We start from the raw sequence: 24942 nt of genomic DNA, 5'->3' as shown, positions 1-24942 counted from the left end.
TGATACGTTCCGGCCGAGCGTGCCGTTCACTCCCAGCTCGCCGGGTGCCCCAGGTTCGCCGAGCCAAGCGAGGTTGACCTGGGAGGCATCGGTTTAGCGCCTGTCCCCGGCGTGGCGCTCACTCGGCCGTGGAAGGCATGAGCAAGTTTAGCGCGTCGGGCACCAGCGTGATCTCCGCGGGCATCACCCCGAGCATCTCGCCATCGGCCTGCACGCGGATGCGGTCGAGTGCGCCTTCGAGCGGACGCGCGGTTGCCCGCTGCGCGCGCACGTAGATCACGTCCAGCTCGTCGCCGTCTTTTGTGGGCGTGTCCGTGCGCACCACGCCAAGCATGGCTCCCAGCATGTAGCGGAACATGGCCCATCGCGAGCCTTTGCGCAGCATGGCCAGTTGCAGATAGGGTGCGTCGAGTGATCCGCCAAGACGGAAGCGGCTGAGCAGCCCGCCAAAGGAGCTGACGCGCATGGCCAGCATCTCAAGAAATTGTCCGCAGTGGGTTTCGCCGTTCAGGTTCGTGTATTCCATCTCGAAGGGGACGAAGCCCTTCTTGAAGAGCAAGTGGAAGCCGGCGGTGTAGTAGGCGTAAGGGCCGCGCGCCTGCTTGGCCTTGGCCGAGGAGCGATAGATCAGCTCGGCGTGTACGCCCACGCCGCCGCAGACGGTGAAGTAGCGCGTGACCGCGCCGTAGTTGCAGCGGATGGCGCCGACGGCGATGCGGTGCGGCTCATAGGTGAGCAGGCGGCGCGTGGCGCGCTGCGTGTTGCGCGGCAGGCCAAGGTCGGTGGCCAGCACGTTGCCAGTGCCGAGCGGAATGACGCCCAGCATGGCGGTGGTGCCGACCACGCCCTGCAGGGTGTCAAAGACCGTGCCGTCACCGCCGCAGGCAAAAACGGCATCGCAGCCGCGCTGCAGAATCGCTTCGTGGGCCTGTTTGCCCGCGCTGCCAGCCTGTCGCGTGGCCTCCACGATGACGTCGCCGCCAGTCGAGCGCAGCAGGCGCTCCACCTCGGCCACCTGTTGCCGGCGACGCTCAATGTGCGAGCCGGAAACAGGGTTATAGAGCAGCAGGGCCTTTTGAAATTTGGCCATGGCGCTACTCGCTGGTTCCGGCCGCGATGTGGGCGGTGCGTCCGGCAAGCAGGTCGAGCGCGTGGCGCAGAACGGGCAGCACCGTGCGCAGAGCCTCGACCGCGTCTTTCGGCGCGCCCGGCAGGTTCAACACCATGCAATGCCCGCGCGAGCCACAGACAGCGCGGTTGAGGATGGTCCAGGGCGCATTCTTCACGCATTCGCGGCGGATGTGCTCGGTGACGCCCTCGATGAGCTGGTCGCAGACGGCGCGTGTGGCCTCCGGCGTCACATCGCGCTCGGTAATGCCGGTGCCGCCGGTGGTGATGATCAGGCGCGCCTCGTCGCAGGCCTCGATGATCGCCTCTTGTATCTCGGAGCTTTCATCGGGGACCACGCGCACGCCCGTGATCTGGAAGCCGGCGGTTTCCAGCGCAATGGCCACCGCCGGGCCGCAAAGGTCCGGGCGTGATCCGGTGGAGCTGGTATCGCTGACGGTGATGACCGAGGCTTGGTAGGCGCGAGGTTTATTCGCTATCTCGACGTTGCTCATCCAGCAGGCGCAGTCCTTCCATCAGGATGCCCTGCGTGCTGCGCGTAGTTGTGCGAGCCACAGGGGCCTGGGAGAAGTCTATCCGGAACGTGCCGTTTGTCCATGCCAGCACGGGGTACACAGCTTGGTCCCCGCGCTCGCTGCCCAGTTCGGCATCGTCAATGCGCCCATCGGCGAAGAAGACGCGGCAGGTATCGTTGCCGCTGGCCAGCTCTAGCAGGCAGGTCTTGCGGCCCATTTCGAGCGACTGCATCAGGTCTACAACGCTCATCTGGTCGAGCGTGCCGCGGAAGTCGCGGCTGCCGCGCGTGGCATTCTCCACGCCTAGCCGGTTCAGGATGCGCTTGATGCGGCTGATGGCATCGCCGAGGAAGAATGGTTTTTCAATAACATCGTCCACGCCGCCCTCGCAGCTTTCGGCCGCATGTTCGCGGTCGTGCCGCCCGGCCATCATGACGATGGCCGTGTGCGGCGACTGCTTGCGCATGAACCCGGCGAGCACGCTGCCATTGAGCTTGCCCAGGCGGAAATCGCAGATCAGCAGGTCGGGAGAGACTCCGTCACGCGTGCGCTGGCAGGCTTCCTCCACCGATTCGGCATAGCTCACCTCGGCGAGCGGTGCCAGTTCGCGGCGCAGCATCTGTCCCACAAAACGCGAATCATCGACCAGCAGAACCTGCAACGTAGACATCGTTGTTCACTCCACTGCGGCGGCTACTTCGTGGTCTTGCGCTGGTAAACCCCACTCTTGCCGCCGGTTTTGCTCTCGAGCAGGACCTCGCGGATCACGATGCCTTTGTCGAGCGCCTTGCACATGTCGTAGACGGTCAGAGCGGCCATGCTGGCGGCCATCATCGCTTCCATCTCAACGCCGGTTGGAGCCTGCGTGCGGGCCACGCTCCGAATGGCGATCCCATCCTTGCATGCCTTCAGGCTCACATCAACGTGGCTGAGGGGAATGGGGTGGCACATAGGTATCAGCTCCCATGTCCTTTTGGCCGCCAGGATACCGGCCACCCGGGCAACCTCCAGCGGGTCACCTTTCGGGTTCTCCGGCAGCGCGCGCAGCACCTCGGGCTTCATGGCCACAAATCCGCTGGCCTCGGCGGTGCGCACCGTCTCCTGTTTGCCGGAGACATCAACCATCACGGCGCGGCCCTTGGCGTCATAGTGCGAGAGTTTTCCGGCGGGCTGGTTCTTGCCCGGAACGGACGTCTTCTTCTTGCTGACTTTCTTGTTCACAGACTTTCTCCTACTAGAAATCGAACTCCGGGAAAAGTACCGGAAGGAATTCTCCCTGGGCGAACTGCTCGCGGTCGGGAGCAATGGCCAGGAAACAGTCGGCGCGCGCCGCAGCCGCCATGTCTCCGGAACCCTGCCAGGAAACCGGTGCCACGGTGCAGCCGGTGCCCTCGCCGGAAACAGCACTGGGCAGGAAGCGCGTCAGGCCCGGCGTCACGTGGAGGTTTTCCGCCAGCGGCAGCCAGGTGAAACGCAACGGCGGTACGCCGCGCCCGGCCAGAGCGTAGAGCACCACCCGCGCCAGCGTGGCAAACGTCACATACGAGGAGACCGGGTTGCCGGGCAGTCCAAAGACCGGCACGCGGCGGCCCTTGTGCGTGCAGTGGCAGAAGACCACGGGCTTGCCCGGCTGCAACGCCACGGAACGGAAGTGGAACTCCGCGCCAAATTCCGCCAGCGCCGCCTCCACCACGTCGTGCTTGCCCAAGGAGACGCCGCCGCTGAGCACGACCATGTCGTTTTCAAGGGCTTTGGCCAGTTGCGCGCGGGTATCGTCGAGCGTGTCGCGGGCGATTGGCATCGGAACCGGTTCGCCTCCGGCGCGCGCGATCTGCGCGGCCAGCGACCAGCGGTTGCTGTTGCGGATCTGGAACGCGCTGGGCTGCTCGTCCACGGACACCAGCTCGTCGCCGGTGGTGACGATGCCAACGCGCGGCTTCCGGTAGATCTCAACCGAGGCCTGCCCTGCGGTGGCGGCCATGGCGAGGGCCGTTGCGAACAGTACGGTACCCTGCGTCAGCAGCACATCGCCGGTGTGGGCCTCCGCCCCGCGTGGCACAACATTCGTGCCGGCGGAGAGCGTCCGCTGCGGTTCAAAGGTTTGTTGGTCGAGGGCGCGAGTGTGTTCCACCATCAGGACCGCATCGGCACCCTCAGGCACCGGTGCTCCGGTCATGATGGCGTAGGCGCTCAGGGGTTCTGCCAGTTGCGGAACGCTCAGTGCCCCGGCTGGTATGTCTCCCAGAATGTGGATGCGTCCGCCTTCGGCGGACAATTCGGCGGCGCGAACGGCATAACCGTCGCGCGCGGAACGAGGAAAGGGAGGCAGGTCACGGTCTGCCAGGACAGGGGAAGCCAGCACACGCCCGAAAGCCTGGGCCAGCGGAACCGTTTCGGTCCCAACGGCGGCAATCTCAGCCGCCAACTGCTCAACCGTTGCACGCGCCTGTTGAAAGGGAATTGCGTGCTCCGGCTTCTGAAAATCGTTCATCGCTACCTCGCGCAGCTCACCCCAGCCGCGCGTTTCCAGACTACCCCGCCCGCTTCCTTCCATGCAAAGCAAAAGGGACGGCCGAAGCCGTCCCCTGCAATTCCGGGCGTGAACGCTTACTTCTTGGTGCCCTTCTTCTTGGATTCGCCGAAAGAGGTCTGCACCGAGCTGCCCAATGCAGAGAGCAGGTCTTTTGCCGGCTGTGCGTTCGGTCCGGTCGGCGCCAATTCCAAATACTTCTGGAGCAGTTCGGCCGTGCCCGCCGGGGCGGACATTTTCCCCGTCTTATCGACGGTGGCCTTGGCAAACATGTTTACGGCTTTCTGGTAATAGGCATCGGCTTTGGTCGGGTCGGCGGCAATGGCCTTGTCGAAAGCTTCATTGGCCTGGTCGGTCATGCCGCGGTTGGTCAGCACGGCTCCCAAGTTGAAGTAATACATGCCAGCCTTGGCCGGGTCCACCTTGGCGGCTTCGTTGTACTCGGCGATGGCCTCGTCCACGCGATTCTGTTTGAGCATCGCGGTGCCAAGGTTGTTGTGGTACTCACCCTTGGTCGGTGCCAGTCCAATAGCCAGCTTGTAGTTGGTTTCGGCCTCGGGATACTTCTTCACCTGCAGATAGGCGTCGGCAAGCTGTCCATAGACGATGTCGTGCTTCTTGTCGTCCTGTGCACCCGCCTGCTCCAGCAGCTCCACGGCCTTGTTCCAATCGTTGGCCTTGCGGGCATCTCCGGCAGCCACAAGCAGGGCGTTGATGCCCTTGATCTTGCCCTGTTCCTTGACGGCTGCTTCATATTCCTTGCGCTGCTCCTCGCTGACGCCGGACTTGGCATCGGCCTCCGACCGTTCCTTCTTCATGTCGAAGTCCAAGACATTCTCGTCCATGGAGAGCTGGCGGTTGTTGAGGAACCAGATGACCTTGCCGTCGGCGCCAATCAGGTTGACCTTGTACTTGCCCGGGTTCAGACCCATGGTGAAGTACTCGCCTTTTTTGTCGGTTTTTACCGACATCTTGCGGCCGTTATCGAGGTTGTTGAATTCAACCGTGGCACCCGCGATCGGCTGCCCCGCTTCGTCCTTACAGGTGCCCTTGGCAGTGGTGTTCTGCGCATAGGCAGCCAGAGTGAACAGGGACGCAATGAATGCGAACAGTGCGATTCGTACGATATTTTTCATCTCCGCCTCCAGCGGACACGCCAGAACTTTTTCAGCCGCAGGCCCCTTACCGCCGCGTCTCCCGCGTCAGGTAGGGAAGGGGATCTTCCGCCCCGGCCGCTTCAAACGCCCGCAGGCGCAGCGCGCAGCTCTCACAGACGCCGCAGGCACTGTCCTGCCGACTGTAGCATGACCATGTTAAATCGAAGGGTGCAGAGAGTTCCATACCGAGTTTTACAATCTCCGCCTTGCGCAGGTTGATGAGCGGAGTCTCGATCCGAATACGGCCTTCCTTGGTGCCGGCCTTAATCAGCGCGTTGAACGCCTCGTAGTACTCGGGGCGGCAGTCAGGATAGCCGGAACTGTCCTGCGCCACGGCGCCAATCAGGATGCGCTCGGCGTCCAGAACCTCCGCCCAACTCACCGCAACCGACAGAAAATGCGCGTTCCGGAAAGGAACATAGGTGATCGGCACATGATTGCCAATCTCCGGGCCGGCGGTGGGCACGTTCAGTGCGGAGTCGGTCAGTGCCGAGCCGCCAATCTCGCGCAGCGCGTCATTGCGTACCATCAGGCGGCGCACAATGCCCAGCTGGTCGCAAATGTCGTGGAAGGCTTTCTGCTCGCGTGCTTCCGTGCGCTGCCCATAGCTGACGTGCAGGGCCGCCACCTGCTCCGGACCATCTTCCCGCACGGCTAGCGTGGCGCACACCCCGCTGTCCATGCCGCCGCTCAACACCACCACCGTCTTGGTCTTTCCCAGACTCATGTGCACCCCGTCAGTCGTCAGGAATTTTCGAATTGCCGAATCTTAAGATTTTCGAACTTGAACCCGAAACACGCGGCGAAACTTTCCAAGCTGTCCGGCTCCGAAATTCGAAAATTCCTAAATTCTTAAATCCGAAAATCTATTAAATTTGCACTTCCGTACTTTCAAACTTCCCTACACGCCCTTGACCTGCGGCTCCCAGATGAATTTATGCACCTGGAGCGCCAGCCGGGCGCGCAGACCGTCGGCCAGCATCCACTCGGCGAGCACGCGCGGGTCAAGCGCGCAGTTCTCGGTCGAGCGCGAGCCGGCAGCGTCCTTGCGGAAGGCCGGCGAGAGCAGCAGTTCGCGTCCTGCCTGCTCCAACCCGTGTGCACGAATGAAGTCGCGGGCAAACTCGTAGTCCTCGCGGTTGCTGATCACGAACTTCAATTCGTCGCGCTCGGTCAGAGCCGCCAGGTTCTCCATGCGGAACTTGCCAGCCTCGCCGCTCGCAGGGCACTTCACGTCCACAATCTTGCGGACGGCCTTTGGCACCAGCTCCAGCGGACGCTCGCCGTGGGTCTCCAGCAGGATTTCAAAGCCTTCGGCCAGCAGCGACTGCATCAGTAGCACGGCTTCGGCGGCCTGCAACATCGGCTCGCCGCCGGTCAGTTCCACAAGGTCGCCCGGCTTGGCCAGGCGTTTCACCTCGGCCAGCACCTCATCGACGGTCATCTTCCGTCCGCCGTGGAAGCTGTACTCGGTGTCGCACCAGGCGCAGCGCAGATTGCATCCGGCCAGCCGCACAAAAATGCACGGCCGCCCCGCCTGCGTGGACTCCCCCTGGATCGAGCGGAAGATTTCGATGATCTGCAAGACTGATTTCCCCGGTTGCCGCTGCTGCACGGCCTGATTTGCGAATTTCCGGATTTCAATATTTACGAATTTACTTCTGCGCGAGCCACTGTCCGAAGCCCCATGCGCATTTCAAATTCGAAAATGCCGCAATCCTCAAATCCGAAAATCTACTCGTAATACGTTGCCACGCTGGTATCGGTCTCCCAGATGGTGACCTTCTTCACGCTGACGCGGTCGCTGGTGGACTGCTTCAGGCGCGAGTTGGTCTCGTCGTAAAAGTATTTGGCAAGGTTCTCGGCCGAAGGGTTCAGCCGCGTGAACGGCTCCACGTCATTGATCATCTTGTGGTCCAGATAGTCGATGACGTGCTTCATCACCTGCTTCAACTCCTTGAAGTCGAGCAGCAGTCCGGCCTTGTCGAGCTCGCTTCCGGCCAGGGTGATCTGCACCTTATAGTTGTGGCCGTGCGGATTCTCGCACTTGCCCTTGTAATTGCGCAGGTAGTGGCCCGCGGCGAACGAATCTTCAACGGTTACTTCGTACATGCTTCTCCATGGGCGCGGACGTTCACGCGCAGACGTCGCCGGATGGATTCAAAGATGCCGCACACGAACCCTGGTGCAATCCTCGAACACAGTTTCCGGGCCTGCCGTGCAGCCGGTCCCTTCTTCCTGACGTTGCGCCGGGGCTCCCTCCAAGGGGACACAGCACAGGTCTCAGGAAGCCTGAAACTGCTTCTATTGTATCGCGGCGGAGGGTAGATTAAGGTCAGAGTTTCGACGCGGATGCAGAGTGAACAGGTATGACGATAGATTACGAAATCTCCGAACAGGACTATTTGAACGCGCAGAAGCTTGCGATCAAGACAGCTCCGATGGCAACTGTCCGATGGGCACGCTGGCTTCTGCCTGTTTATTTCATCGGTCTCGGGCTGTTTCTGGTGCACGGGGTTGTGACACAGGGAGATTCGTTCGCACTGATCCCCATGCTCGGCATTTGCACGCTGTCGGGGATAGCAGTCTTTTTCAGTCTGCTTTGGAAACGAAGAAATCAAAGGAAGATTTATAGGAGTTCTGTATCACTGCACGGGCCACTGAAGTTGGTGGCATCGGAGGCGGGGATTGAGGTTCATGGGCCTATTTCCATGGGCCAGGCTGCTTGGTCGATTTTTCGAAATTTCGTTGAGGACGAATCTTCTTTTCTGTTGTGGCAGCATACCCCCATTTTCAATATCGTTCCCAAGCGGCAGCTGTCGGCTGAGACAATCGAGCAATTCCGTGCTTTGCTGGCAGCGAACATTCCTGCAGTGAAGTGATTCTAAAATTCTGAAATTTGAAATTTCTAAAATTATTCGCAGCCGAAGAACTCTTCCACCCGGCGCAGGTCGGTGGTGCGCTGGTAGGGCGGCAGGCTGTTGATGAAGACCTTGCCGTAGGGCTTCTTGAGGATGCGGTTATCCATCAGCGCCAGCAGGCCGCGGTCATGCAGCGAGCGGATGAGCCTTCCGAAGCCCTGCTTCAGGGTGATGACCGCCGAGGGCACCTGGTAGTCGAAGAAAGCATTGCCGCCGGCCTCGTCGAGCGAGTGCACGCGCGCAGCCACCACCGGGTCGGTCGGCACCGCAAACGGCAGCCGGTCGATGATGACGCAGCTCAATTGCTCGCCCTGCACGTCCACGCCCTGCCAGAAGCTTGAAGTGGCGAACAGCACCGCGTGCGGCGTCGCGCGGAACTCCGCCAGCAGCGCGCTGCGCGGCTTGGTGCCCTGCAGCAGCATGGGGAACTCGATCATGGTGGCCAGCCGCTCGAAGATCTGCTGCATCTGCTGGTAGCTGGTGAAGAGGCAGAAGGCGCGTCCGCGCGTGATCTCCAGCAGGCGGCGCATGCGGTCGGCGGCGCGCTCGGCGTAGAGGGCGTCGCGCGGGTCTGGCAGGTCAGGCGGCACGTAGAAGACGGCCTGCTCGGCGTAGTTGTAGTGCGAGGGCACCACCAGCTCGCGCGCGTTCTCCACGCCCACGCGATTCTTGATGTAGTCGAAGCCGCCGGAGACCGACAAAGTTGCCGAGGTGAGCACCACGGTCTCAAAGCGCTGGAAGAGGCTGCGCCGCAGAATGCTGGAGACGTCGATGGGCGTGGCCTGCAAAAAGACGTTCTGCTTTTCAGCGCGTCCACGGCCCTGCGCGCCACGCTTCTCCAGCCAGAAAACGGTGTTGCGGTCTTTGGCTTCCATGATGAAGCCAAGCTCGGCCTTCAACTCGTCGGTGCGGCGGACGAGATTGAAAATCTCGTCGGGCTTCTTGGGCAGCGCGTTCATCTCGGTGAACAGCGTGGTGAGCTGGTTCATCACGCCCGAGTATTCATCGCCATTCTCCTCCAGAAAATCCTGTCGGTTTTCAAAGGCCATGCGGCCCTCGCCGCCGGGCAGGATGCCGAAGAAGAAGTTGGAACGCTCGCGCAGGCGCTGGGCGGCGGAGGTCACCTTGGGCGCCAGCAACTGCTTGTCGCGCAGCGTCACCTCCACGTCGCGCACAAGGTCGTCAATGCGCAGGTTGCTGACGGTGACGCCGAAATACTCGCTGGCCACGTCTTCCAGCTCATGCGCTTCGTCAAAGATGACGGCTTCGGCGTCGGGCAGCACGCCCGCTTCGGTATCCGGCGCGGCCAGCTTCACGGAGAGGTCGGCGAAGAACAGGTGGTGGTTGACGATGATGATGTCGCTCTCGGCCGCGCGGCGCCGCATCTCGGTGATAAAACAGCGGTCGAACTGCTGGCACTTGGAGCCGGTGCAGCGCTCGCTGCGCGCGTCCAGCCGCGGCCACAGGGCGCTGGATTCCGGCAGGCCCTCGATCTCGGCTCGGTCGCCCTGCTCGGTCGTCTTTTCCCACTCGCTGATGGCGCGGAACTGGTCGATCTCCTCCAGCCCGCTCAGGATGGGCACGTTTGTCAGGTCGTAGAGCTTCTGGCGGCACAGGTAGTTGTTACGCCCCTTCATGTAGCAGACGCGCAGGCGCAGCTTGTTGTCCTCGGGTCGGGGGCCGCAGAGCGCCTCGTCGAGGAACGGAACGTCCTTGAAAAACAACTGCTCCTGCAGGTTCTTGGTGCCGGTGCTGAGGATGACCCTTCGCCCGGAGCGCAGCACGGGCAGCAGGTAGGCAAGGGTCTTGCCGGTTCCGGTTCCGGCCTCCACAATCAGGTGGCGACGCTCTTCCAGCGCCTTCTCCACGGCCTGCGCCATGTCGAGCTGGCCGCGGCGGAACTCATACTGCGGGTGGGTTTGCTGCAACACGCCGCCAGGGCCGAAAAACTGGTAGAGCGAGAGCCGCGAAAGGTCCTTGACCGGCGCTGGTTGTGGAGTGGAACTCATCGCGACCTATAATAGAGGACGGAAGCCCGTTTGCGCTTGATCCCGGGCCGCGCTGCGAAGCGCCGCCCCACCCTGAGAGAAGTTTTGTGACCCCTATGGAAGAAACCCAAGACCGCGCCGGCCTGCTGGCCATCGTCGGACGCCCCAACGTGGGCAAGTCCACCCTGTTTAACCGCCTCGTTGGCAAACGCCGCGCCATCGTCGGCGACGAGCCCGGCATCACGCGCGACCGCATCTACGGCGACGTGCGCTGGAATGGCCGCAGCTTCCGCATCGTCGATACCGGCGGCATCATTCCCGAGGACAAAGACCTTATTCCGTCGGAGATTTTCCGGCAGGCTCGCGTGGCGCTGGAAGAAGCCGCTGCGGTGGTGCTCGTGGTCGATTGCCGCACAGAGCTGGCCTCGCCGGACATGGAGTTGGCGCGTCTGCTGCTGCGCACGGGCAAGCCGCTGTTCCTGGCGGTGAACAAGGTCGATTCGCCCAAGCTGGAAGCGCACGCGCAGAGCTTCCGCACACTTGGCCTTCGCGAACTGTACCCGATCTCCGCCGAGCACGGCGATGGCGTGGCTGAACTGCTTGAGGCCGTCATGCAAGTCGTCCCCACGGTTCCGGACAGCCTGCTTGCCGAGAGCGGGCCGGAAGTCCCCACCGATGAAGACGAGAATTTCGACGGGCAGGACGACGAAGCCACCGGCGACATGGGCGACGGGCTTGAGCTCGATCACGCCGAAGAAGTCGGCCCGCCGGCGGAGATTCGCATCGCCATCATCGGCCGCCCGAACGTGGGCAAGAGCACGCTGCTCAACCAGCTCACCGGCACCGCGCGTTCCATCGTTTCGCCCATCGCGGGCACCACGCGCGACGCCGTGGATGAGGTTGTTGAGCGCGAGGGGCAACGCTACCGCTTTGTCGATACCGCGGGCATCCGCCGCAAGGGCAAGACCAAGCTGATGGCTGAAAAACTCTCGGTGGTGATGGCGCGCAAGCACCTCGAAGGCGCCGACGTGGCGCTGATGGTCATTGACGCCACCGAGGGCGTGACGGCGCTCGACGCCAACATTGCCGGCTACGCGCATGAATCCGGCCGCAGCGTCATCATCGTCATCAACAAGTGGGACCTTGTGACCAACGCGCGCACCGATGGCAAAGCTCCGGCAGACAGCCGCATCTTTGAAGAGCAGGCGCGGCGCATGCTGAAGTTCCTGGAATATGCGCCGATGATCTTTATCTCCGCCGCCAGCGGCAAGAACGTGCAGCGCGTGTTTGAGACGCTGCAACTGGTGGCCAGCGAGCGGCGCAAGCGCGTCACCACCGGCGAAATGAACCGCTTCCTGCGCATGGTGGACTTCGAGCGCGCCTCGGTGCCGATGAAGAACAAGGTGAAGATTTTCTATATGACGCAGGCTGCCGTGGCGCCGCCTACGTTCATCCTCTTCACCGACCGCGATGTGCCACTGCATTTCAGCTATCGGCGCTTTCTGGAGAACCAGATCCGCGAGGCCTTTAAGTTCGTAGGCACGCCCATCTGGATCAAGCTGCGCCCGCGCAAACGCCGCGAGTTCGTGCCCAACGCAAAACCGGGGAAGAAGTAAGAAAAGGTTTCATAGGTTTCGAAACGTTTCAGAAGGCTTCAAAAAATGCCCCGCGTTCATCCCTGTTGGATGAGCGCGGGGCATCGTGTTTTCTATGGCTCCGTCAATGCGTCATCCTGAGGAGCGCAGCGACGAAGGATCTGCTTTTTGCGACCTTCCGAAACTCTTTTACTCGCACCGTAAGGCTTCCGCCGGGTCGAGCTTGCTGGCCTTGGCCGCCGGGGCCATGCCGCTCAACACACCCACAATCAGCAGCACAAAGGTCGAGAGCATCACCGTCCCCAGCGAGACGTGCAGGCGAATATCGGCCTTGCCGGATTCGTCCTCATAGAGCGGGCCGAGCAGTGGCAACTGGCCCACGGCCAGCGAGAGCACATAGCTGAGTGCGATGCCGATGACGCCGCCGAGCAGCATCAGCACCAGAGCCTCAGCCAGCATCTGCAGGCGTATGTGAATCTTCCTTGCGCCCAGCGCGCGTCGCAGACCAATTTCACGCACGCGCTCGTCCACGCTCACCAGCATGATGTTCATCACACCCACGCCGCCAATGCCGAGTGTCAGCATGCCGATGAATAGTAGCAACCCCTGCAGGCCGATGGTCAGCCCATCGACAATGCCTTTGACTTCGCCGGGGCCGAACATCTGTATGGCCTTCTTGTCGGTGGGAGAAAAGCCCTGCCGCTGCGCAATGGTGGCTAGCACCTGCTTCTTCGCGTCTTCTTCCAGCGAAGGTGCCACCGGCTCAAAGATCAGCACCTGCGCGTCGCGCGTGTTCCACAGGTCGCCCGCCGTGCTGTAGGGAATCCACACCGAGCTGTCGTCGCTGTCAAAGTAATTGCTGAGCTGGATCTTGGTGTCCATGATGCCGACGACGGTGAAGCGTACGCCGCGGATCAGCACGGTTTCACCCACCGCCGGACGTCCGCTGAATAGGCGCTCCTTGATGCGGTGTCCAAGGAAGACGACGCGCCGCCGCTCGGCCACGTCGCTCGCATTCAGCCACCGGCCTTCGCTTGGAATCTCGCTGCGCATCTCGCCATATTCGGCGCAGACGCCGCGCACCGTGGGGTTCATCACGCGTTCGCCGTACTGCATGGGCAGCTCGCGTACGCTCTCGCGGCACGCATACTTCAGCGAGGTGACGTTGGCCTTCACCAGGTCGAGGTCTTCCTGCTCGAACTTGACGCGATAGCCCGCACGCTGTCCGCCGGGCTGCTCGCTCGTCTGCTGACGGAAGCAGATGACCGGGTTGGGACCGAAGGATTTGAACGCATCCAGCAGTACGCCGCGGAAGGCCGAACCGTAGGCGATGAGCAGCGTGACTGAGGTGATGCCCCAGACAATGCCGAGCATGGTGAGCGCCGAGCGTGTGGGCGAGCGCCGCAGCGCCGTCCAGGCCTCGCGCAGAATTTCGGTGAAGATGCCGCCTCGGTTCATCGCCTAACCTCCCGCCTCGTAGCGCAGCGCTTCAATCGGGTCAATGGAGGCGGCCTTGCTGGCCGGATAGAGCGCCGCCAGGATGGCGATGCCGCCAAGCAGCCCGACCGCGCCTAGTCCCACCGTCCAGGTCGGCATCAGCCCGGCAAAAAACGCGGGCATGGGCAGCAGGTTCACCAGTCCGCACAGGCCAAAGGCAAGTCCCAGCCCCGCGCCGCCGCTAAGGAAGACGATGATCATTGTCTCCAGGAAGAACTGGCGCAGGATGCTGGCGGAGGTTGCGCCCACGGCTTTGCGCACGCCAATCTCACGCGTGCGCTCGCGCACCGCCACCAGCATCACGTTCATTACGCCCAGCCCGCCCAGGAAGAGTGTGGTGACGCCGACGGCGCCGAGAAAATACTTCATGCCGTCGGTCATTTTGGCAAAGGCCTGCGCCTCCTTGATCGTGTCCCAGATGCCGGCGGCTTCCTTGTCCGCCGGGTCGTAGCCGTGCAGGCGCGCCAGCGCGGCCTTCATCTGGCCCTTGCACTCCTCGTGCAACTCCACGCTGCGCGGTGTCACCAACATGCGGTCAATGTTGGTGGGCGTCGACGGCGGCTTGTTCGGGAAGTCCGCGAGCATGACCGGGAAGGGGACGAAGACCTTGTTCACGTCCCAGCCGTCATAGCTGGAGTTCTGCTTCTTGTCCTGCATCACGCCGATGACGAGGTAGGGAATGTTGTTCAGGTAGACGTAGCGGCCGATGGCGCCGCCCTGCGGAAACAACTGCTTGTGAATGTCGCTACCGAGGAAGGCCACGCGGCGGCCCGCGTTCATGTCGTCCCAGTTGTAGAAGCGCCCTTCGGCGACGCCGATGCTGCGGATCTCCTGAAACTCCGGGTAGGCGCCGGTGACGTTGGGGCGCCCGTTGTTGAAGGCCGAGCGCACGGTGATATCGCTCTGTCCCAGCTCGGGCATCACGTACCGGCAGGACGGCGCGTTCTCGCTCACGTAGCGGATGTCCTGGGTGTCGAAGAAGATGCGGCGGCCAGCGCGCGCGCCGCCCGCCTGCAGGCTGGTGCGTCCGGCAAAAACGATCATCAGGTCCTTGGCGAAGGTGGCCTGCTGCTTGGCCTGCCCCTGCCGGAAGCCCTCGCCGGCGGCCACCATCAGCACAATGGAGACGATGCCCCAGGCGATGCCGAACATCGTCAGGAAGGTGCGCAGCTTGTGCGCCCACAGCGTCTGCAGCACGTCTTTGAATAAGTCGGTCAGCGACATCCCGCGCCCTCAGCGGCGCGCGGCGCCTGAACGCGCCCCGCCCGTGTTGGCTGATACGCAGCGAGGGCGTCGGCGGTTCACTCAAAGCGAGGGCTGTTGTACTCTGCGGAAGCCGCAGGGCGCAACAGCCCATTCTTCGATCGTGCTTGAAACTCGAAACTCTGAAACTTGAAACTGAGGGACTTACCGCGTCGCGTCCATCCACGGCCCCAGCGCTTCCAGTGCGCGCTCGCACACCATCTGGTGGCGCACCTTCTTGTCGCGCACGCGGCGCTTGGTGTCCTCGTCAAGCTGCTCCAGCAGGTCAAAGGTGATGTTTGCCGGCTGGAAGTGTTTGGGCTCGGCGTGGCAGATGTAGTGCGTCATGGAGCCGAAGGCCGTGGCGCGTGGCGCCGCCACTGGTTCGCGGTCGAGCGCGAGCGCCGCGGCGGTCACGCCCGCCAGCAGTCCGGTGGCAATGGCCTCCACGTAGCCCTCAACACCGCTGATCTGTCCGGCGAAGAGCACCTTCGGATGCTCGCGCATCTGCAGAGTCTCCTGCAGCAGCGTGGGTGCGTTGATGTAGGTGTTGCGGTGGATTTGCCCGTAGCGCAGGAACTTCGCGTTCTCCAGGCCGGGGATGAGGCGGAAGACGCGCGCCTGGTCGGGAAACTTCATGTGGTTCTGGAAGCCGACGAGGTTGTAGCTGTCGGCGCGCAGGTTCTCCTGCCGCAGTTGCACCACGGCGTAGGGCCAGCGTCCGGTGCGCGGGTCGTCCAGACCCACGGGCTTCATCGGGCCAAAGCGCAGCGTGTCGCGACCGCGGCGCGCAATCTCCTCGATCGGCAGGCAGCCCTCAAAGTAATTGACGTTGTCCCACTCGTGCGCGTCGGCCTGGCGGGCCTCCAGCAGCGCGTCCAGGAAGATGTCGTACTCCTCCTTGGTCATGGGGCAGTTGATGTAGTCGGCCGTGCCCTTGCCGTAGCGCGCGGCCTTGTAGACCTTGCTGCTGTCGATGGAGTCGGCCTCGACGATGGGGCTGATGGAGTCGTAGAAGGAGAGCCGATCGCTGCCGCCGAGCCGCGCAATCTCCTCCGCAAGTGCGTCGCTGGTGAGCGGGCCGCTGGCGATGATGGTGATCTCGTTCTCATCGATGTGCGTGACTTCCTCGCGCACCACGCGGATCTTTGGTTCGCGGGCGATGGCCTCCGTCACCTGCCGCGCAAAGGCCTCGCGGTCCACGGCCAGCGCGTGCCCAGCGGGCACGGCGGTGGTGCGTGCAATCTCCATCAGCAGCGATCCGGCGCGGCGCATCTCTTCCTTCAGCAGCCACGGCGCGGTGTTTTCGCTGTCACTCTTCAGCGAGTTCGAGCACACAAGCTCGGCGAACTGATCCGTCTCGTGCGCCGGAGTCTGCTTCGCCGGGCGCATCTCGTACAACTCCACGTCCACGCCACGCCGCGCGCACTGCCATGCCGCCTCCGGCCCCGCAAGGCCGCCGCCAATCACCTTTACCTTCATGCTCACTTGCCTGCCATCTCCGCCATATTCTTCAAAGCTTCACCGGTCACGCGCATGGGGAGCCACTCCTTCATCCTTCGCGCGCCCAGGCTTTCGTAAAATTCGATCGAAGGCGTGTTCCAATCGAGCACCGCCCACTCAAAGCGTCCGCAGCCTTCGTCGCAGGCCCGCTTTGCCAGATGCAGCAGCAGGGCTTTGCCCACGCCCCTCTTGCGCATCTCCGGCCACACGAACAGGTCTTCCAGGTAGATGCCCTTGCGGCCCGTCCAGGTGGAGTAGTTGTAGAAGTAGAGCGCAAAGCCCGCGGGCTGGCCGTCGAGTTCGGCTATGAGGCACCAGAAGTGCCGCTCCGGCCCGAAGCCCTCACGCAATAAATCTTCTTCCGTGGTCTTCACCGCATTCGGTTCGTGTTCGTACTCAGCCAGCCCGTGTATGAAGCGCAAAATCAGCGCAGCATCTTCCGGCGTGGCCTCTCGAATGGTCAACATCTCTCACCCTTTCAAACTTGAATGGTCGTCCGTTACAGAATCACGCGCTCATCGCCCACGCGGCGCGTCACGCGCTCGCGGTCCAGGTACTCCAGCAGCGGAATGGCGTATTTGCGCGAGATGCCGGTGGCTTCCTTGAAGCTCGAAATGTCGATCTTCGGCGATTTTGCCTTCATCGCGGCGACCTGTTGCTTCAGCAGGGCCAGCGCCTGCGCGTGGAAGACCATCTCCTCGTTGACCTTGATGAGCACCTTGTCGCGCAGCAGCAACGTCACAATCTTCTGCGCGCGCGTGCGGTCAATCTTCAACCCGGCCAGCACTTCCTTCAGTGCCGGAACCTTCAGGCCGGCGGTGGCGAAGGCCGCCTCAATCTGTTTCTTCGACTCGGCTTCATCGTCCTGCATGACCACGCCGCGCCCGGCCATGTGCACCTGCTCGGCGGTGAGCGCCAGCTTCTTTGCCCCGATCAGCGAATTGAGCGTGCCGCTGAACACTTCATCGCCAAGCCCGCTCTTCTCCAGTAACTCCTGCTTGCTGATGCCGGCCACCAGAGGGTTCGCCTTGTGGAAGGCTTCCACCAGTTGCGTCAGCTCATGCTGCGCCGCGCCGAGTGCCTCTGCGCTCAGCAACACGCTGGAAAGCCTGACCAGCGCAATGCGCTTGGCAAGCGCCTCCGCCACGCTTTGCAGCCGGTGCGCACCCCAGCCCGTCTCGTGCACGGCATCTTCCAGCGGCAGCCCACGCAGGGCGCGCCGCGCCACCAGCAGGCGCAGCTTCTCCGCATCATCGGCCGTTGCGAGCTTTGCCAGCAGAGCCGTGCGATTCTCTGACTTGACGCGCTTCATCGGCGCAACATCGGCCACCATGCCGCCGCCAATGGTGATGACCGGCGAGAACTGCCGCAGCACAAAACGATCTCCAGGAGCGGCCGCCACGGGTTGCTCCATTCGCAGTTGCGCCCAGGTCTCCTGCCCAGGCTTCAACTCCGCGCCTTCGTAAAGCACAACCTCCGCCACGGTCTCCGTGGTGTAGAGGTGCAGGTGAACCTTGGCGCGGTCTTTCATCGGGCGCGCGGAGTTCAGCAACGTCACGCGGGCGTCAAAGCGTGCTACGGGCAGCAGCAGGTTGGGTTGCGCCAGTTGCATACCGCGCTCCAGCTCCTCCTGAGGAATGCCCGCCAGATTCAGCGCCGTGCGCTGTCCGGCGCGGGCGCGCTCGCTGGTGTCTCCGTGGACCTGCACGCCGCGCACGCGAATGCGTTTGCGCGCTGGCAGCAGCTCCAATTCCTGTTCCTTGTGGACTTCGCCTGCGATGGTGGTGCCGGTCACGACCGTGCCAAAGCCCTTCATGGTGAAGACGCGGTCAATGGGCAGCCGGTACGGCGCGCGGTCATCCTTGGCGGGCACCTCTCCGGCAATCCGCGCCAACTCCTGACGCAGTTCTTCCAGACCGGTTCCGGCCAGAGCGCTCACGGGCACAATCGGCGCGCCTTCCAGAAAGCTGCCGCGTACAAACTCCTCAACCTCCATGCGCACCACACCGAGCGTGTCCTCGTCCACCAGGTCGCACTTGGTCAGGGCGATGACGCCGCGCGGAACTCGCAGCAGGCGGCAAATATCGAAGTGTTCGCGCGTCTGCGGCTTTACGCCGTCTTCGGCGGAGATGACGAACAGCAGCACGTCAATGCCGCCGACGCCGGCCAGCATGTTGCGCACAAAGCGCTCATGCCCCGGCACGTCCACAAAGCCAAGGCGCACCGGCCCCTGCGGCCCGTTCAGTTCCAGATGCGCGAAACCAAGCTCGATGGTGATGCCACGGCGCTTTTCTTCTTCCAGCCGGTCGGTGTCAATGCCGGTCAGCGCTCGCACCAGCGCGGTTTTGCCGTGGTCGATGTGGCCTGCCGTGCCCACGATTACCGGCTTCATCTTTGTCGCGTCCATGGCTCTATTCTACCGTCCGGCGTCTTCGATGACCGCCTGCACCATCGCGTCAATGACGCCGTTGGCGTTGTGCGCGCTCAGCAGGTGGTTGTTGGCCATGATGCTGAAGACCACGCGCCTGCCCGCCTGCGTCGTCAGGTAGCCGGAGAGCGCGTTGACGTGGCTCATGCTGCCGGTTTTGGCGTGCACGCGCGCGGTCAGCTTGGGATCGGTAAAGCGATGCGCCAGCGTGCCGTCCGCACCGCCCACGGGCAGCGTGTCTTCGTATTGCGCGCCCCAGCTTTGCGCGTGCGCGAACTGCAGCAGCTTCACGGTCGCCGCCGGAGAGACGAGATTCTGCCGCGACATGCCGGAGCCGTCGTAGAAGACGTATTCCTCCGGCGTGACGCCCGCCGTCGCCAGCCATTGCTTCATCGCCGCCAGCCCGCCCGCAAGGCTGCCGCTCGTGCCGCGCTGCTTGCCCACCAGCCGCAGCGTTAGCTCCGCATGCAGGTTCTGGCTCACCTTGTTGATCACCTTCAGGTCGTCCGCGAGCGGCACGGAAACATTCTCGGCCAACACAGTCAAGGTCGGGTGGGAAGGCGCAGGGATCGCTGCTGCGCCATTGGCTCCAGCAAAGGGAAGCACGCTGCGCTCGGCGTGGCGTGTGCGCGTCTTGCCCAGAATGACCACGCCGCGTTGCTCCAACATCTGCCGCAGCATCTGCGCCGAATACAGCGCGGGGTCTTCCAGCGTGAGCAACTCGGTGGTGCCCGCGTCATCCTGCGGAATGGTGCCCCACACGGTGATACGGCGCGAATCGAGTTCGCGGTTCAGGCCCAAGCGCCGCGGGCCGCTCTTTGCGGGCGCGGTCACGAGCTGGTTGTCGATCTCGTAGTAGTCGGTGAACGGCTCCAAGGTCAGGAAGGCGCGGTCGCCCGCGTGGTCACCCGGCGCAATCTTCACGTAGAGCAGGTTGTCATTCAGGCTCAGCGCGCTCACGGCCGCGCCGCTCTCCCACATCAAGTCGTCCTGCGACCAGCCTTCGCCGTAGCGCTCCCAGACGTAGTAGCTGTCGTCGCCGACAATGTCTCCGTCGATGACCTTGATGCCGCGCGCGACCACCGCATCCGCCAGTTGCTGCAGGTGCTGTGCAGGCTGGCCCGGACGCTCCGTTTTGCCGGCGTAGGGAAGAGCGCGGCCACTCAGGTTCGGGTCGCCGCGGCCCACCAGCACCAGGTCGGAATTCACGCGCCCACGGCTGTCGACCGTGCCCGGCGTCTCCGCGGTGGTGCGGTAGACGTATTGAGGACCCACCAGCGCGAAGGCCGCCGCCGTGGTGTAGAGCTTGGTGTTGCTCGCGGGGGTGAACAGCTTTTCGGCGTCATGCTCGTAGAGCACGCGGCCCGTTACCTCGTCCACAAACTTCACGCCCCATTCACCGCGCGCCACGTCGGGAGCGGCCAGCACGGCGTCAATGCGCTTTGCCAGCGGCTTGGGCTTTTCCTTGCGGTCTTTGGCGGTGGCCGCCAGGGCCATCAGCAGAACAAGCAGGCAGGTGAGCAGGGTGCGTGTGCGCGGCATGGTTCCTGCATTCTAACCGGATTCTGCAGTGGCGTATCAGCGAAGGGCGCATGCGCTCTGACACCATCGTGCCTCGAAGTTCCATCGCTCCGGTTGTTAGAATTTCCGCATGCGGCCCCCATTCCAATGGCAACTCGCGCACCGCACGCTCGCGCTCGGAGAAGGCACGATCGTCATGGGCGTGCTCAACGTCACGCCCGACAGCTTCTCCGACGGAGGCCGCTACCTTGATCCGGCTCGCGCCATTGAACATGGCCTGCGTCTGCTTGACGATGGCGCCGGCATTCTCGATATCGGCGGCGAATCCACGCGCCCCGGTTCCGGCCAGCAGCCTGTCACGGCCGCCGAAGAACAGGCGCGCCTGCTGCCGGTGATCGAAGGCATCCTGCGCGAGCGTCCGCAGGCCGTCATCTCCGTCGATACCTACAAGGCCTCGACGGCCGCAGCCGCGCTGGCCGCCGGTGCTGAGATTGTCAACGACGTGAGCGGCGGGCAGTGGGACGCCGCCATGCTGCCGACGCTGGCTGCCACGCCCTGCGGCGCCATCCTGATGCACACGCGCGGGCGTCCCGACGAGTGGCCCACGCTGCCGCCGCTCGACGATCCGTTCGGCGTCACGCTGCGCGGGCTGGAGCAGGTGGCCGCCGCCGCGCTTGCCCTTGGCGTGGAGCGCACGCGCATCGTGCTCGACCCCGGCTTCGGCTTCGGCAAACGGCTGGAACAGAATTACCCGCTGTTTGCGCGCTTTGGTGAGTTTGCCGCGCTCGGGTATCCGCTGCTCAGCGCGCCCTCGCGCAAGTCGTTCCTGGCGCGCACGGTGGCCACGCGGCTCGGCTGTGCAGACCCGTCTTCGCTGCCCGCGTTCTCCCTGCTGCACGCCACACTCGCGGCCGTCACCGCCAGCGTGCTGGCTGGCGCGCACCTTGTGCGCGTGCATGACGTGCGTCCCGCGGTGGAGGCCGTCGCCATCGCCGACGCCATCCTCGCCGCCAAGTAACGCGCTCACGGTCGCAGGTACTTCGCTCATCCGCAAAGCTCCGTGTCCCACTTCTGCCCGCAGTTGGCAGAAGTGGGTGTGCTGCCGCGCGGAGAGAACTCTTCGCGCAATAGTTCCGTGCACCGGTGCTCGAAACTTGAAACTGGAAACTCAAAACTTGAAACCGTCCTCTCTCTCCGTCATAGTTCTTGCAAGCACGCCGCACGCAAAACCATCTGGCAGGGGAATTCCATGAAGTTCATCTCGCTGGCCGCACTCTTGCTCTCCGCTTCCATCGTGTTCGCGCAATCGCCCGCCGTTCCGGGCGCGCAGGCGCCGAAGTCTACGAAGGAGGCGAACCCCGCGCAGGATTCGCACGCGGCCAAGTCCTTCGTCTCCGTGCCCGGCCAGGGACGCTCAATGGTGGTGACCAAGTTTGGCATTGTGGCCGCGCCGCAGTTCCTTGCCTCGCAGGCGGGTGCGCGCATTCTCGAGCAGGGTGGCAACGCCGTGGATGCCGCCATCGCCGCCAACGCCGTGATGGGCGTGGTGCAGCCCTACGTCAACGGCATCGGCGGAGACCTCTTTGCGCTCTATTACGACGCAAAGACCGGCAAGCTCTATGGACTCAATTCCAGCGGTTGGGCGCCAAAGGGCCTCTCCATCGAATACCTGAAGGCGCATGGCGTGGAGAAGATGAACCCCATCGGCGTGGAGACCATTGATGTTCCCGGCGCGGTTGCCGGCTGGGACGCACTGCGTTCGCGCTTTGGCACCATGCCGTTCAGCAAAGTGCTGGCGCCCGCCATTTACTACGCGGAAAACGGCTTCCCGCTCGCCGAGCGCAACGCGCGCTACTGGACGTCCAAGGTATTTCTGAATCAACCGGGCTTCCGCGAAACCTACATGCCCAGCGGCGCGGCGCCAAAACTCGGCGACACGTTCAAGAACCCGGCACTTGCGCACTCGCTGCGCCAGATTGCCGCGCACGGACGCGACGCCTTCTACAATGGCGAGCTGACCGAGGCGATGGTGAAATTCCTGCGCGCGCAGGGCGGCACGCACACGGCGGAGGATTTTCGCGACTTCCAGCCCGAGTGGGTTGAACCGATCTCCACCACCTACCGCGGGTGGAAGGTCTACGAACTGCCGCCGAACGGGCAGGGCATTGCCGCGCTCACCATGCTGAACATCATGGAGCAGTTCCCGCTCGGCAGCCTCAAGCAGAATTCCGCCGAGGCGCTGCACATTGAGATCGAGGCCAAGAAGCTGGCCTATGCTGACATGGTGCACTTCGTCGGCGACCCGCGCTTTACGCCGGTGCCCGTGGCGCAGATGCTCTCGAAGGACCTCGCGAAGAAGCGCGCCGCGCTCATCGACCCGAAGAAAGCCGCCTGCCAGGTCGTGCCCTCCGACATTGAGAAGATGCTGGACGCGCACGGCAACTCCACCATCTATCTCTCCACCATCGACAAAGACGGCAACATCGTTTCGCTCATCCAGAGCAACTTTGGCGGCTACGGCACCGGCATGGTCGCGCCCGGCCTCGGCTTCAGCTTTCAGAACCGTGGCGCGGGCTTCACCCTTGAGCCGGGCCTGCCCAACTCGCTGGCGCCGCGCAAGCGCCCGCTGCACACCATCATTCCGGCCTTCATGGAAAAGGACGGCATGCGCATCGGCTTCGGCATCATGGGCGGCTGGAACCAGGCGCAGGCGCACGCGCAGTTCGTGGCCAACGTCGTCGACTTCGGCATGAACCCGCAGGCCGCGCTCGAAGCCCCGCGCTTCACCAAAAGCAGCTTTGACGGCTGCGACGTGGAGATGGAGGAGACCATTCCGGAGAGCGTGCGCAGCGAACTCACCGCGCGCGGACACCAGATCAAGCTGCTGGAGCCGTACTCGTTCACCGTCGGACAGGGCGAAGCCGTGGTGCGCGACACCGTGCGCGGCGTCAACTTCGCGGGCAGCGACCCGCGCTGCGACGGCGAAGCCATTCCGCAGGGCCCGCCGCTGCCGTAGGCCAGCACTCACGGGGCGCAGAGTAGCGGACGCACAAAACCCAATCTCCACGCGGGCGTCATCCTGAGGAGCGTAGCGACGAAGGATCTGCTGTCGCTCCCTTCGCATGACTGTCGCCCATGCGCACTGCTTTGGCCGCAGTTTTACCCCGGCGAGAAAATCGCGGCCGCGTTTTCACCACGAGTCTTGCGAAGAAACTGTGCGTCGAGAATGGCCGCTCTGCCTGCCCGCAGTTGTGCGAACATGGGCCGAGTACCTTGCACCCGGAGCCCGCTTGCCCGATCTCGACCGCATCCGTGCACAATTCGCCGAGCGCATTCAAGTCCGCCGTGAGGGCGAGCCGTCGCGCGATGGCCGCTGCGTCGTCTACTGGATGCAGCGGGCGCAGCGCGCGCTCGATAACCCCGCGCTCGACGTTGCGGTGGAGCTGGCCAACGCGCTCGCGCTGCCCTGCGTGGTCTTCTTCGCGCCGGTGCCGTATTACCCGCACGCCAACCTGCGCCACTACCGTTTCCTTCAGCAGGGCATTGCGGAGACCGCTTTGCGTTGCCGCCAGCGCAACGTTGGCTTCGTGCTGCGCCGTCATCCGGAGCACAGCCTGCTGCGTTTTGCGGAGGAGGTCGCGGCCGCTATCGTCATCGGCGATGAGAACCCCATGCGCGAGCCTCGCCAGTGGCGCGAGACCGCCGCGCGCAAGCTGCGCGTGCCGCTCTGGACTGTTGACGCCGACGTGCTTGTGCCCTCGCGCCTGTTGCTCAAGGAGCAGTACGCCGCCCGCATCATTCGTCCGCGCCTGCGCGAGCGCCTTGCCCAGTACGCAACCGCCTCCGCGAATCCGCACGCGCATCACTCGTGGCAGCCGCCTGTGGGCCTTGCGCAGTTGCCCGAGGACTACGACATCACGCGCGACTGGCCGCAGCTTGACCGCTCCGTGGGCGAGGTCACGAGCTTTACCGGCGGCACCAGCCACGCGCTGCGCCTGCTTGAGCAGTTTGTGCAGCGCAAGCTCGCGCGTTATCCCGAGCGCCACGGACACCCGGAAGTCGATGGCACCAGCCGCCTCTCGCCCTACCTGCACTTCGGCCACATCGGCCCGCAGACGGTGGTCAGCACCGTCAACGCCTCGTCGGCACCACAGGCGGCCAAGGACGATTTTCTCGACCAGCTCATCACCTGGCGCGAGCTCTCCATCAACTTCGTGCACTTCAATCCGGTCTACGATTCGCTGGAGTGCGGCCCCGACTGGGCGCACCGCACGCTGGCTGCGCACGCCGGCGATCCGCGCCCCGTGGTCTACGCGCGCGACCAGTTTGAGCAGGCCGCCACGCACGACGAGTTGTGGAACGCCGCGCAGCGCCAGTTGCTCCACGCCGGGTGGATGCACAACTACATGCGCATGTACTGGGCCAAGAAGATTCTGGAGTGGTCGCCCTCGCCGGCCGTGGCCTACCAGACCGCCGTCGATTTGAACGATAAGTATCAGCTCGACGGCCGCGATCCGAACGGTTACGCGGGCGTCGCCTGGTCGATGGTCGGCAAGTTCGACCGCCCGTGGTTTGAGCGCGCCATCTTCGGCACCGTGCGCTACATGAGCGGCCCGGCGGCGGCCAAAAAGTTCGACGCCGTCCGCTACCAGCGCCAGATGCTCGCGCTCTCCCATGGCGCGGCCCTCACCAACGCCAACTGGCCCGGCCCCGAGCCGCCGCAGGAGACGCTGTTCTAAAGGTCGCGTCTTCTTGTTTTAAATATGGATTTGTCTCTCTGGAAATGAAGCGAGAGACGTCTTTTGAGCCTTCTAAACAAGTCGCGGTGACTGTGGTCACACCAAATTATTGGGATTGTCACTAAGATGCCGTTTCCCCCACGGTAAGTCTTTTCCGTTCCGCTGTTCAATCCGATGG

General features: G+C 63.5%; 21 protein-coding genes. 5 read left to right on the top strand and 16 right to left on the bottom strand.

Annotated elements, in window-relative coordinates; genetic code table 11:
* Positions 1-118: 118 nt before the first annotated feature.
* The 9 genes from AC6IZO_RS11550 to queD form a co-directional block, all read right to left on the bottom strand.
* Positions 119-1090 carry a diacylglycerol/lipid kinase family protein gene (locus AC6IZO_RS11550; protein ID WP_497804948.1) on the bottom strand — a complete coding sequence of 324 codons (972 nt, stop codon included), beginning with the start codon at positions 1088-1090 and terminating at the stop codon, positions 119-121.
* Between the two features lie 4 nt (positions 1091-1094).
* Complete coding sequence (locus AC6IZO_RS11545; protein WP_497804947.1) at positions 1095-1622, bottom strand: molybdenum cofactor synthesis domain-containing protein; 528 nt, start codon at positions 1620-1622, stop codon at positions 1095-1097.
* Positions 1597-2313: a DUF4388 domain-containing protein gene (locus AC6IZO_RS11540; protein ID WP_497804946.1), complete on the bottom strand. Its 717-nt coding sequence runs from the start codon at positions 2311-2313 to the stop codon at positions 1597-1599. Before AC6IZO_RS11540 ends, AC6IZO_RS11545 begins: the two co-directional genes overlap by 26 nt.
* A 23-nt stretch (positions 2314-2336) precedes the next feature.
* Positions 2337-2864 carry a cyclic pyranopterin monophosphate synthase MoaC gene (gene moaC, locus AC6IZO_RS11535; RefSeq protein WP_497804945.1) on the bottom strand — a complete coding sequence of 176 codons (528 nt, stop codon included), beginning with the start codon at positions 2862-2864 and terminating at the stop codon, positions 2337-2339.
* Between the two features lie 13 nt (positions 2865-2877).
* Positions 2878-4134: a molybdopterin molybdotransferase MoeA gene (locus AC6IZO_RS11530; protein WP_497804944.1), complete on the bottom strand. Its 1257-nt coding sequence runs from the start codon at positions 4132-4134 to the stop codon at positions 2878-2880.
* A gap of 116 nt (positions 4135-4250) precedes the next feature.
* Entirely contained in the window at positions 4251-5309 is a 1059-nt protein-coding gene (locus AC6IZO_RS11525) for a carboxypeptidase-like regulatory domain-containing protein (RefSeq protein WP_497804943.1), read from the bottom strand.
* 46 nt (positions 5310-5355) lie between these two features.
* Positions 5356-6057: a 7-cyano-7-deazaguanine synthase QueC gene (gene queC / locus AC6IZO_RS11520; protein WP_497804942.1), complete on the bottom strand. Its 702-nt coding sequence runs from the start codon at positions 6055-6057 to the stop codon at positions 5356-5358.
* Between the two features lie 174 nt (positions 6058-6231).
* Complete coding sequence (locus tag AC6IZO_RS11515) at positions 6232-6915, bottom strand: 7-carboxy-7-deazaguanine synthase QueE (RefSeq protein WP_497804941.1); 684 nt, start codon at positions 6913-6915, stop codon at positions 6232-6234.
* 149 nt (positions 6916-7064) lie between these two features.
* Positions 7065-7442 (bottom strand): 6-carboxytetrahydropterin synthase QueD, encoded by a 378-nt coding sequence (queD, locus tag AC6IZO_RS11510; protein WP_497804940.1) that lies wholly within the window; start codon positions 7440-7442, stop codon positions 7065-7067.
* Positions 7443-7699: 257 nt separating this feature from the next.
* On the opposite strand from queD, the gene AC6IZO_RS11505 reads away from it, so the two are divergent.
* Positions 7700-8212, top strand: a complete 513-nt coding sequence (locus tag AC6IZO_RS11505) for a YcxB family protein (protein WP_497804939.1) — start codon at positions 7700-7702, stop codon at positions 8210-8212.
* Between the two features lie 32 nt (positions 8213-8244).
* Here the strand turns inward: AC6IZO_RS11505 and yoaA are convergent, their stop codons facing one another.
* Entirely contained in the window at positions 8245-10260 is a 2016-nt protein-coding gene (yoaA, locus tag AC6IZO_RS11500; protein ID WP_497804938.1) for a DNA repair helicase YoaA, read from the bottom strand.
* Positions 10261-10355: 95 nt separating this feature from the next.
* On the opposite strand from yoaA, the gene der reads away from it, so the two are divergent.
* Positions 10356-11855 carry a ribosome biogenesis GTPase Der gene (der, locus tag AC6IZO_RS11495; RefSeq protein ID WP_497804937.1) on the top strand — a complete coding sequence of 500 codons (1500 nt, stop codon included), beginning with the start codon at positions 10356-10358 and terminating at the stop codon, positions 11853-11855.
* Between the two features lie 168 nt (positions 11856-12023).
* Here der and AC6IZO_RS11490 read toward each other — a convergent pair whose 3' ends face one another.
* The 6 genes from AC6IZO_RS11490 to dacB form a co-directional block, all read right to left on the bottom strand.
* On the bottom strand, positions 12024-13292 hold the full coding sequence (locus AC6IZO_RS11490) for an ABC transporter permease (protein ID WP_497804936.1): 1269 nt from the start codon (positions 13290-13292) through the stop codon (positions 12024-12026).
* Between the two features lie 3 nt (positions 13293-13295).
* Entirely contained in the window at positions 13296-14555 is a 1260-nt protein-coding gene (locus AC6IZO_RS11485) for an ABC transporter permease (RefSeq protein WP_497804935.1), read from the bottom strand.
* A 183-nt stretch (positions 14556-14738) separates the two neighbouring features.
* On the bottom strand, positions 14739-16055 hold the full coding sequence (trmFO, locus tag AC6IZO_RS11480) for a methylenetetrahydrofolate--tRNA-(uracil(54)-C(5))-methyltransferase (FADH(2)-oxidizing) TrmFO (RefSeq protein WP_497809952.1): 1317 nt from the start codon (positions 16053-16055) through the stop codon (positions 14739-14741).
* A gap of 2 nt (positions 16056-16057) precedes the next feature.
* Complete coding sequence (locus tag AC6IZO_RS11475) at positions 16058-16543, bottom strand: GNAT family N-acetyltransferase (RefSeq protein WP_497804934.1); 486 nt, start codon at positions 16541-16543, stop codon at positions 16058-16060.
* A gap of 32 nt (positions 16544-16575) precedes the next feature.
* Positions 16576-18483, bottom strand: coding sequence for a selenocysteine-specific translation elongation factor (selB, locus tag AC6IZO_RS11470; protein ID WP_497804933.1), 1908 nt, complete (start codon positions 18481-18483; stop codon positions 16576-16578).
* Between the two features lie 9 nt (positions 18484-18492).
* Positions 18493-20046 carry a D-alanyl-D-alanine carboxypeptidase/D-alanyl-D-alanine endopeptidase gene (gene dacB / locus AC6IZO_RS11465; protein ID WP_497804932.1) on the bottom strand — a complete coding sequence of 518 codons (1554 nt, stop codon included), beginning with the start codon at positions 20044-20046 and terminating at the stop codon, positions 18493-18495.
* A gap of 109 nt (positions 20047-20155) precedes the next feature.
* On the opposite strand from dacB, the gene folP reads away from it, so the two are divergent.
* The 3 genes from folP (at position 20156) to AC6IZO_RS11450 (ending at position 24764) form a co-directional block, all read left to right on the top strand.
* Positions 20156-21043: a dihydropteroate synthase gene (gene folP, locus AC6IZO_RS11460; RefSeq protein ID WP_497804931.1), complete on the top strand. Its 888-nt coding sequence runs from the start codon at positions 20156-20158 to the stop codon at positions 21041-21043.
* 231 nt (positions 21044-21274) lie between these two features.
* On the top strand, positions 21275-23041 hold the full coding sequence (ggt, locus tag AC6IZO_RS11455; protein ID WP_497804930.1) for a gamma-glutamyltransferase: 1767 nt from the start codon (positions 21275-21277) through the stop codon (positions 23039-23041).
* Between the two features lie 274 nt (positions 23042-23315).
* Positions 23316-24764 (top strand): deoxyribodipyrimidine photo-lyase, encoded by a 1449-nt coding sequence (locus tag AC6IZO_RS11450; RefSeq protein ID WP_497804929.1) that lies wholly within the window; start codon positions 23316-23318, stop codon positions 24762-24764.
* The last annotated feature ends 178 nt before the right edge of the window (positions 24765-24942 follow it).

The sequence above is a fragment of the Oryzophilus luti genome (assembly GCF_059726245.1).
The sequence above is the reverse complement of the archived record's forward strand: the minus strand, read 5'-3'. Positions and strand labels throughout refer to the sequence as shown.

Coding starts and splice junctions, on each gene's coding strand:
- AC6IZO_RS11550 (WP_497804948.1), bottom strand. CDS start 1,090: ATGGCCAAATTTCAAAAGGCCCTGCTGCTCTATAACCCTGTTTCCGGC.
- AC6IZO_RS11545 (WP_497804947.1), bottom strand. CDS start 1,622: ATGAGCAACGTCGAGATAGCGAATAAACCTCGCGCCTACCAAGCCTCG.
- AC6IZO_RS11540 (WP_497804946.1), bottom strand. CDS start 2,313: ATGTCTACGTTGCAGGTTCTGCTGGTCGATGATTCGCGTTTTGTGGGA.
- AC6IZO_RS11530 (WP_497804944.1), bottom strand. CDS start 4,134: ATGAACGATTTTCAGAAGCCGGAGCACGCAATTCCCTTTCAACAGGCG.
- AC6IZO_RS11525 (WP_497804943.1), bottom strand. CDS start 5,309: ATGAAAAATATCGTACGAATCGCACTGTTCGCATTCATTGCGTCCCTG.
- queC (WP_497804942.1), bottom strand. CDS start 6,057: ATGAGTCTGGGAAAGACCAAGACGGTGGTGGTGTTGAGCGGCGGCATG.
- queD (WP_497804940.1), bottom strand. CDS start 7,442: ATGTACGAAGTAACCGTTGAAGATTCGTTCGCCGCGGGCCACTACCTG.
- AC6IZO_RS11505 (WP_497804939.1), top strand. CDS start 7,700: ATGACGATAGATTACGAAATCTCCGAACAGGACTATTTGAACGCGCAG.
- yoaA (WP_497804938.1), bottom strand. CDS start 10,260: ATGAGTTCCACTCCACAACCAGCGCCGGTCAAGGACCTTTCGCGGCTC.
- der (WP_497804937.1), top strand. CDS start 10,356: ATGGAAGAAACCCAAGACCGCGCCGGCCTGCTGGCCATCGTCGGACGC.
- AC6IZO_RS11490 (WP_497804936.1), bottom strand. CDS start 13,292: ATGAACCGAGGCGGCATCTTCACCGAAATTCTGCGCGAGGCCTGGACG.
- AC6IZO_RS11485 (WP_497804935.1), bottom strand. CDS start 14,555: ATGTCGCTGACCGACTTATTCAAAGACGTGCTGCAGACGCTGTGGGCG.
- trmFO (WP_497809952.1), bottom strand. CDS start 16,055: ATGAAGGTAAAGGTGATTGGCGGCGGCCTTGCGGGGCCGGAGGCGGCA.
- AC6IZO_RS11475 (WP_497804934.1), bottom strand. CDS start 16,543: ATGTTGACCATTCGAGAGGCCACGCCGGAAGATGCTGCGCTGATTTTG.
- selB (WP_497804933.1), bottom strand. CDS start 18,483: ATGGACGCGACAAAGATGAAGCCGGTAATCGTGGGCACGGCAGGCCAC.
- dacB (WP_497804932.1), bottom strand. CDS start 20,046: ATGCCGCGCACACGCACCCTGCTCACCTGCCTGCTTGTTCTGCTGATG.
- folP (WP_497804931.1), top strand. CDS start 20,156: ATGCGGCCCCCATTCCAATGGCAACTCGCGCACCGCACGCTCGCGCTC.
- ggt (WP_497804930.1), top strand. CDS start 21,275: ATGAAGTTCATCTCGCTGGCCGCACTCTTGCTCTCCGCTTCCATCGTG.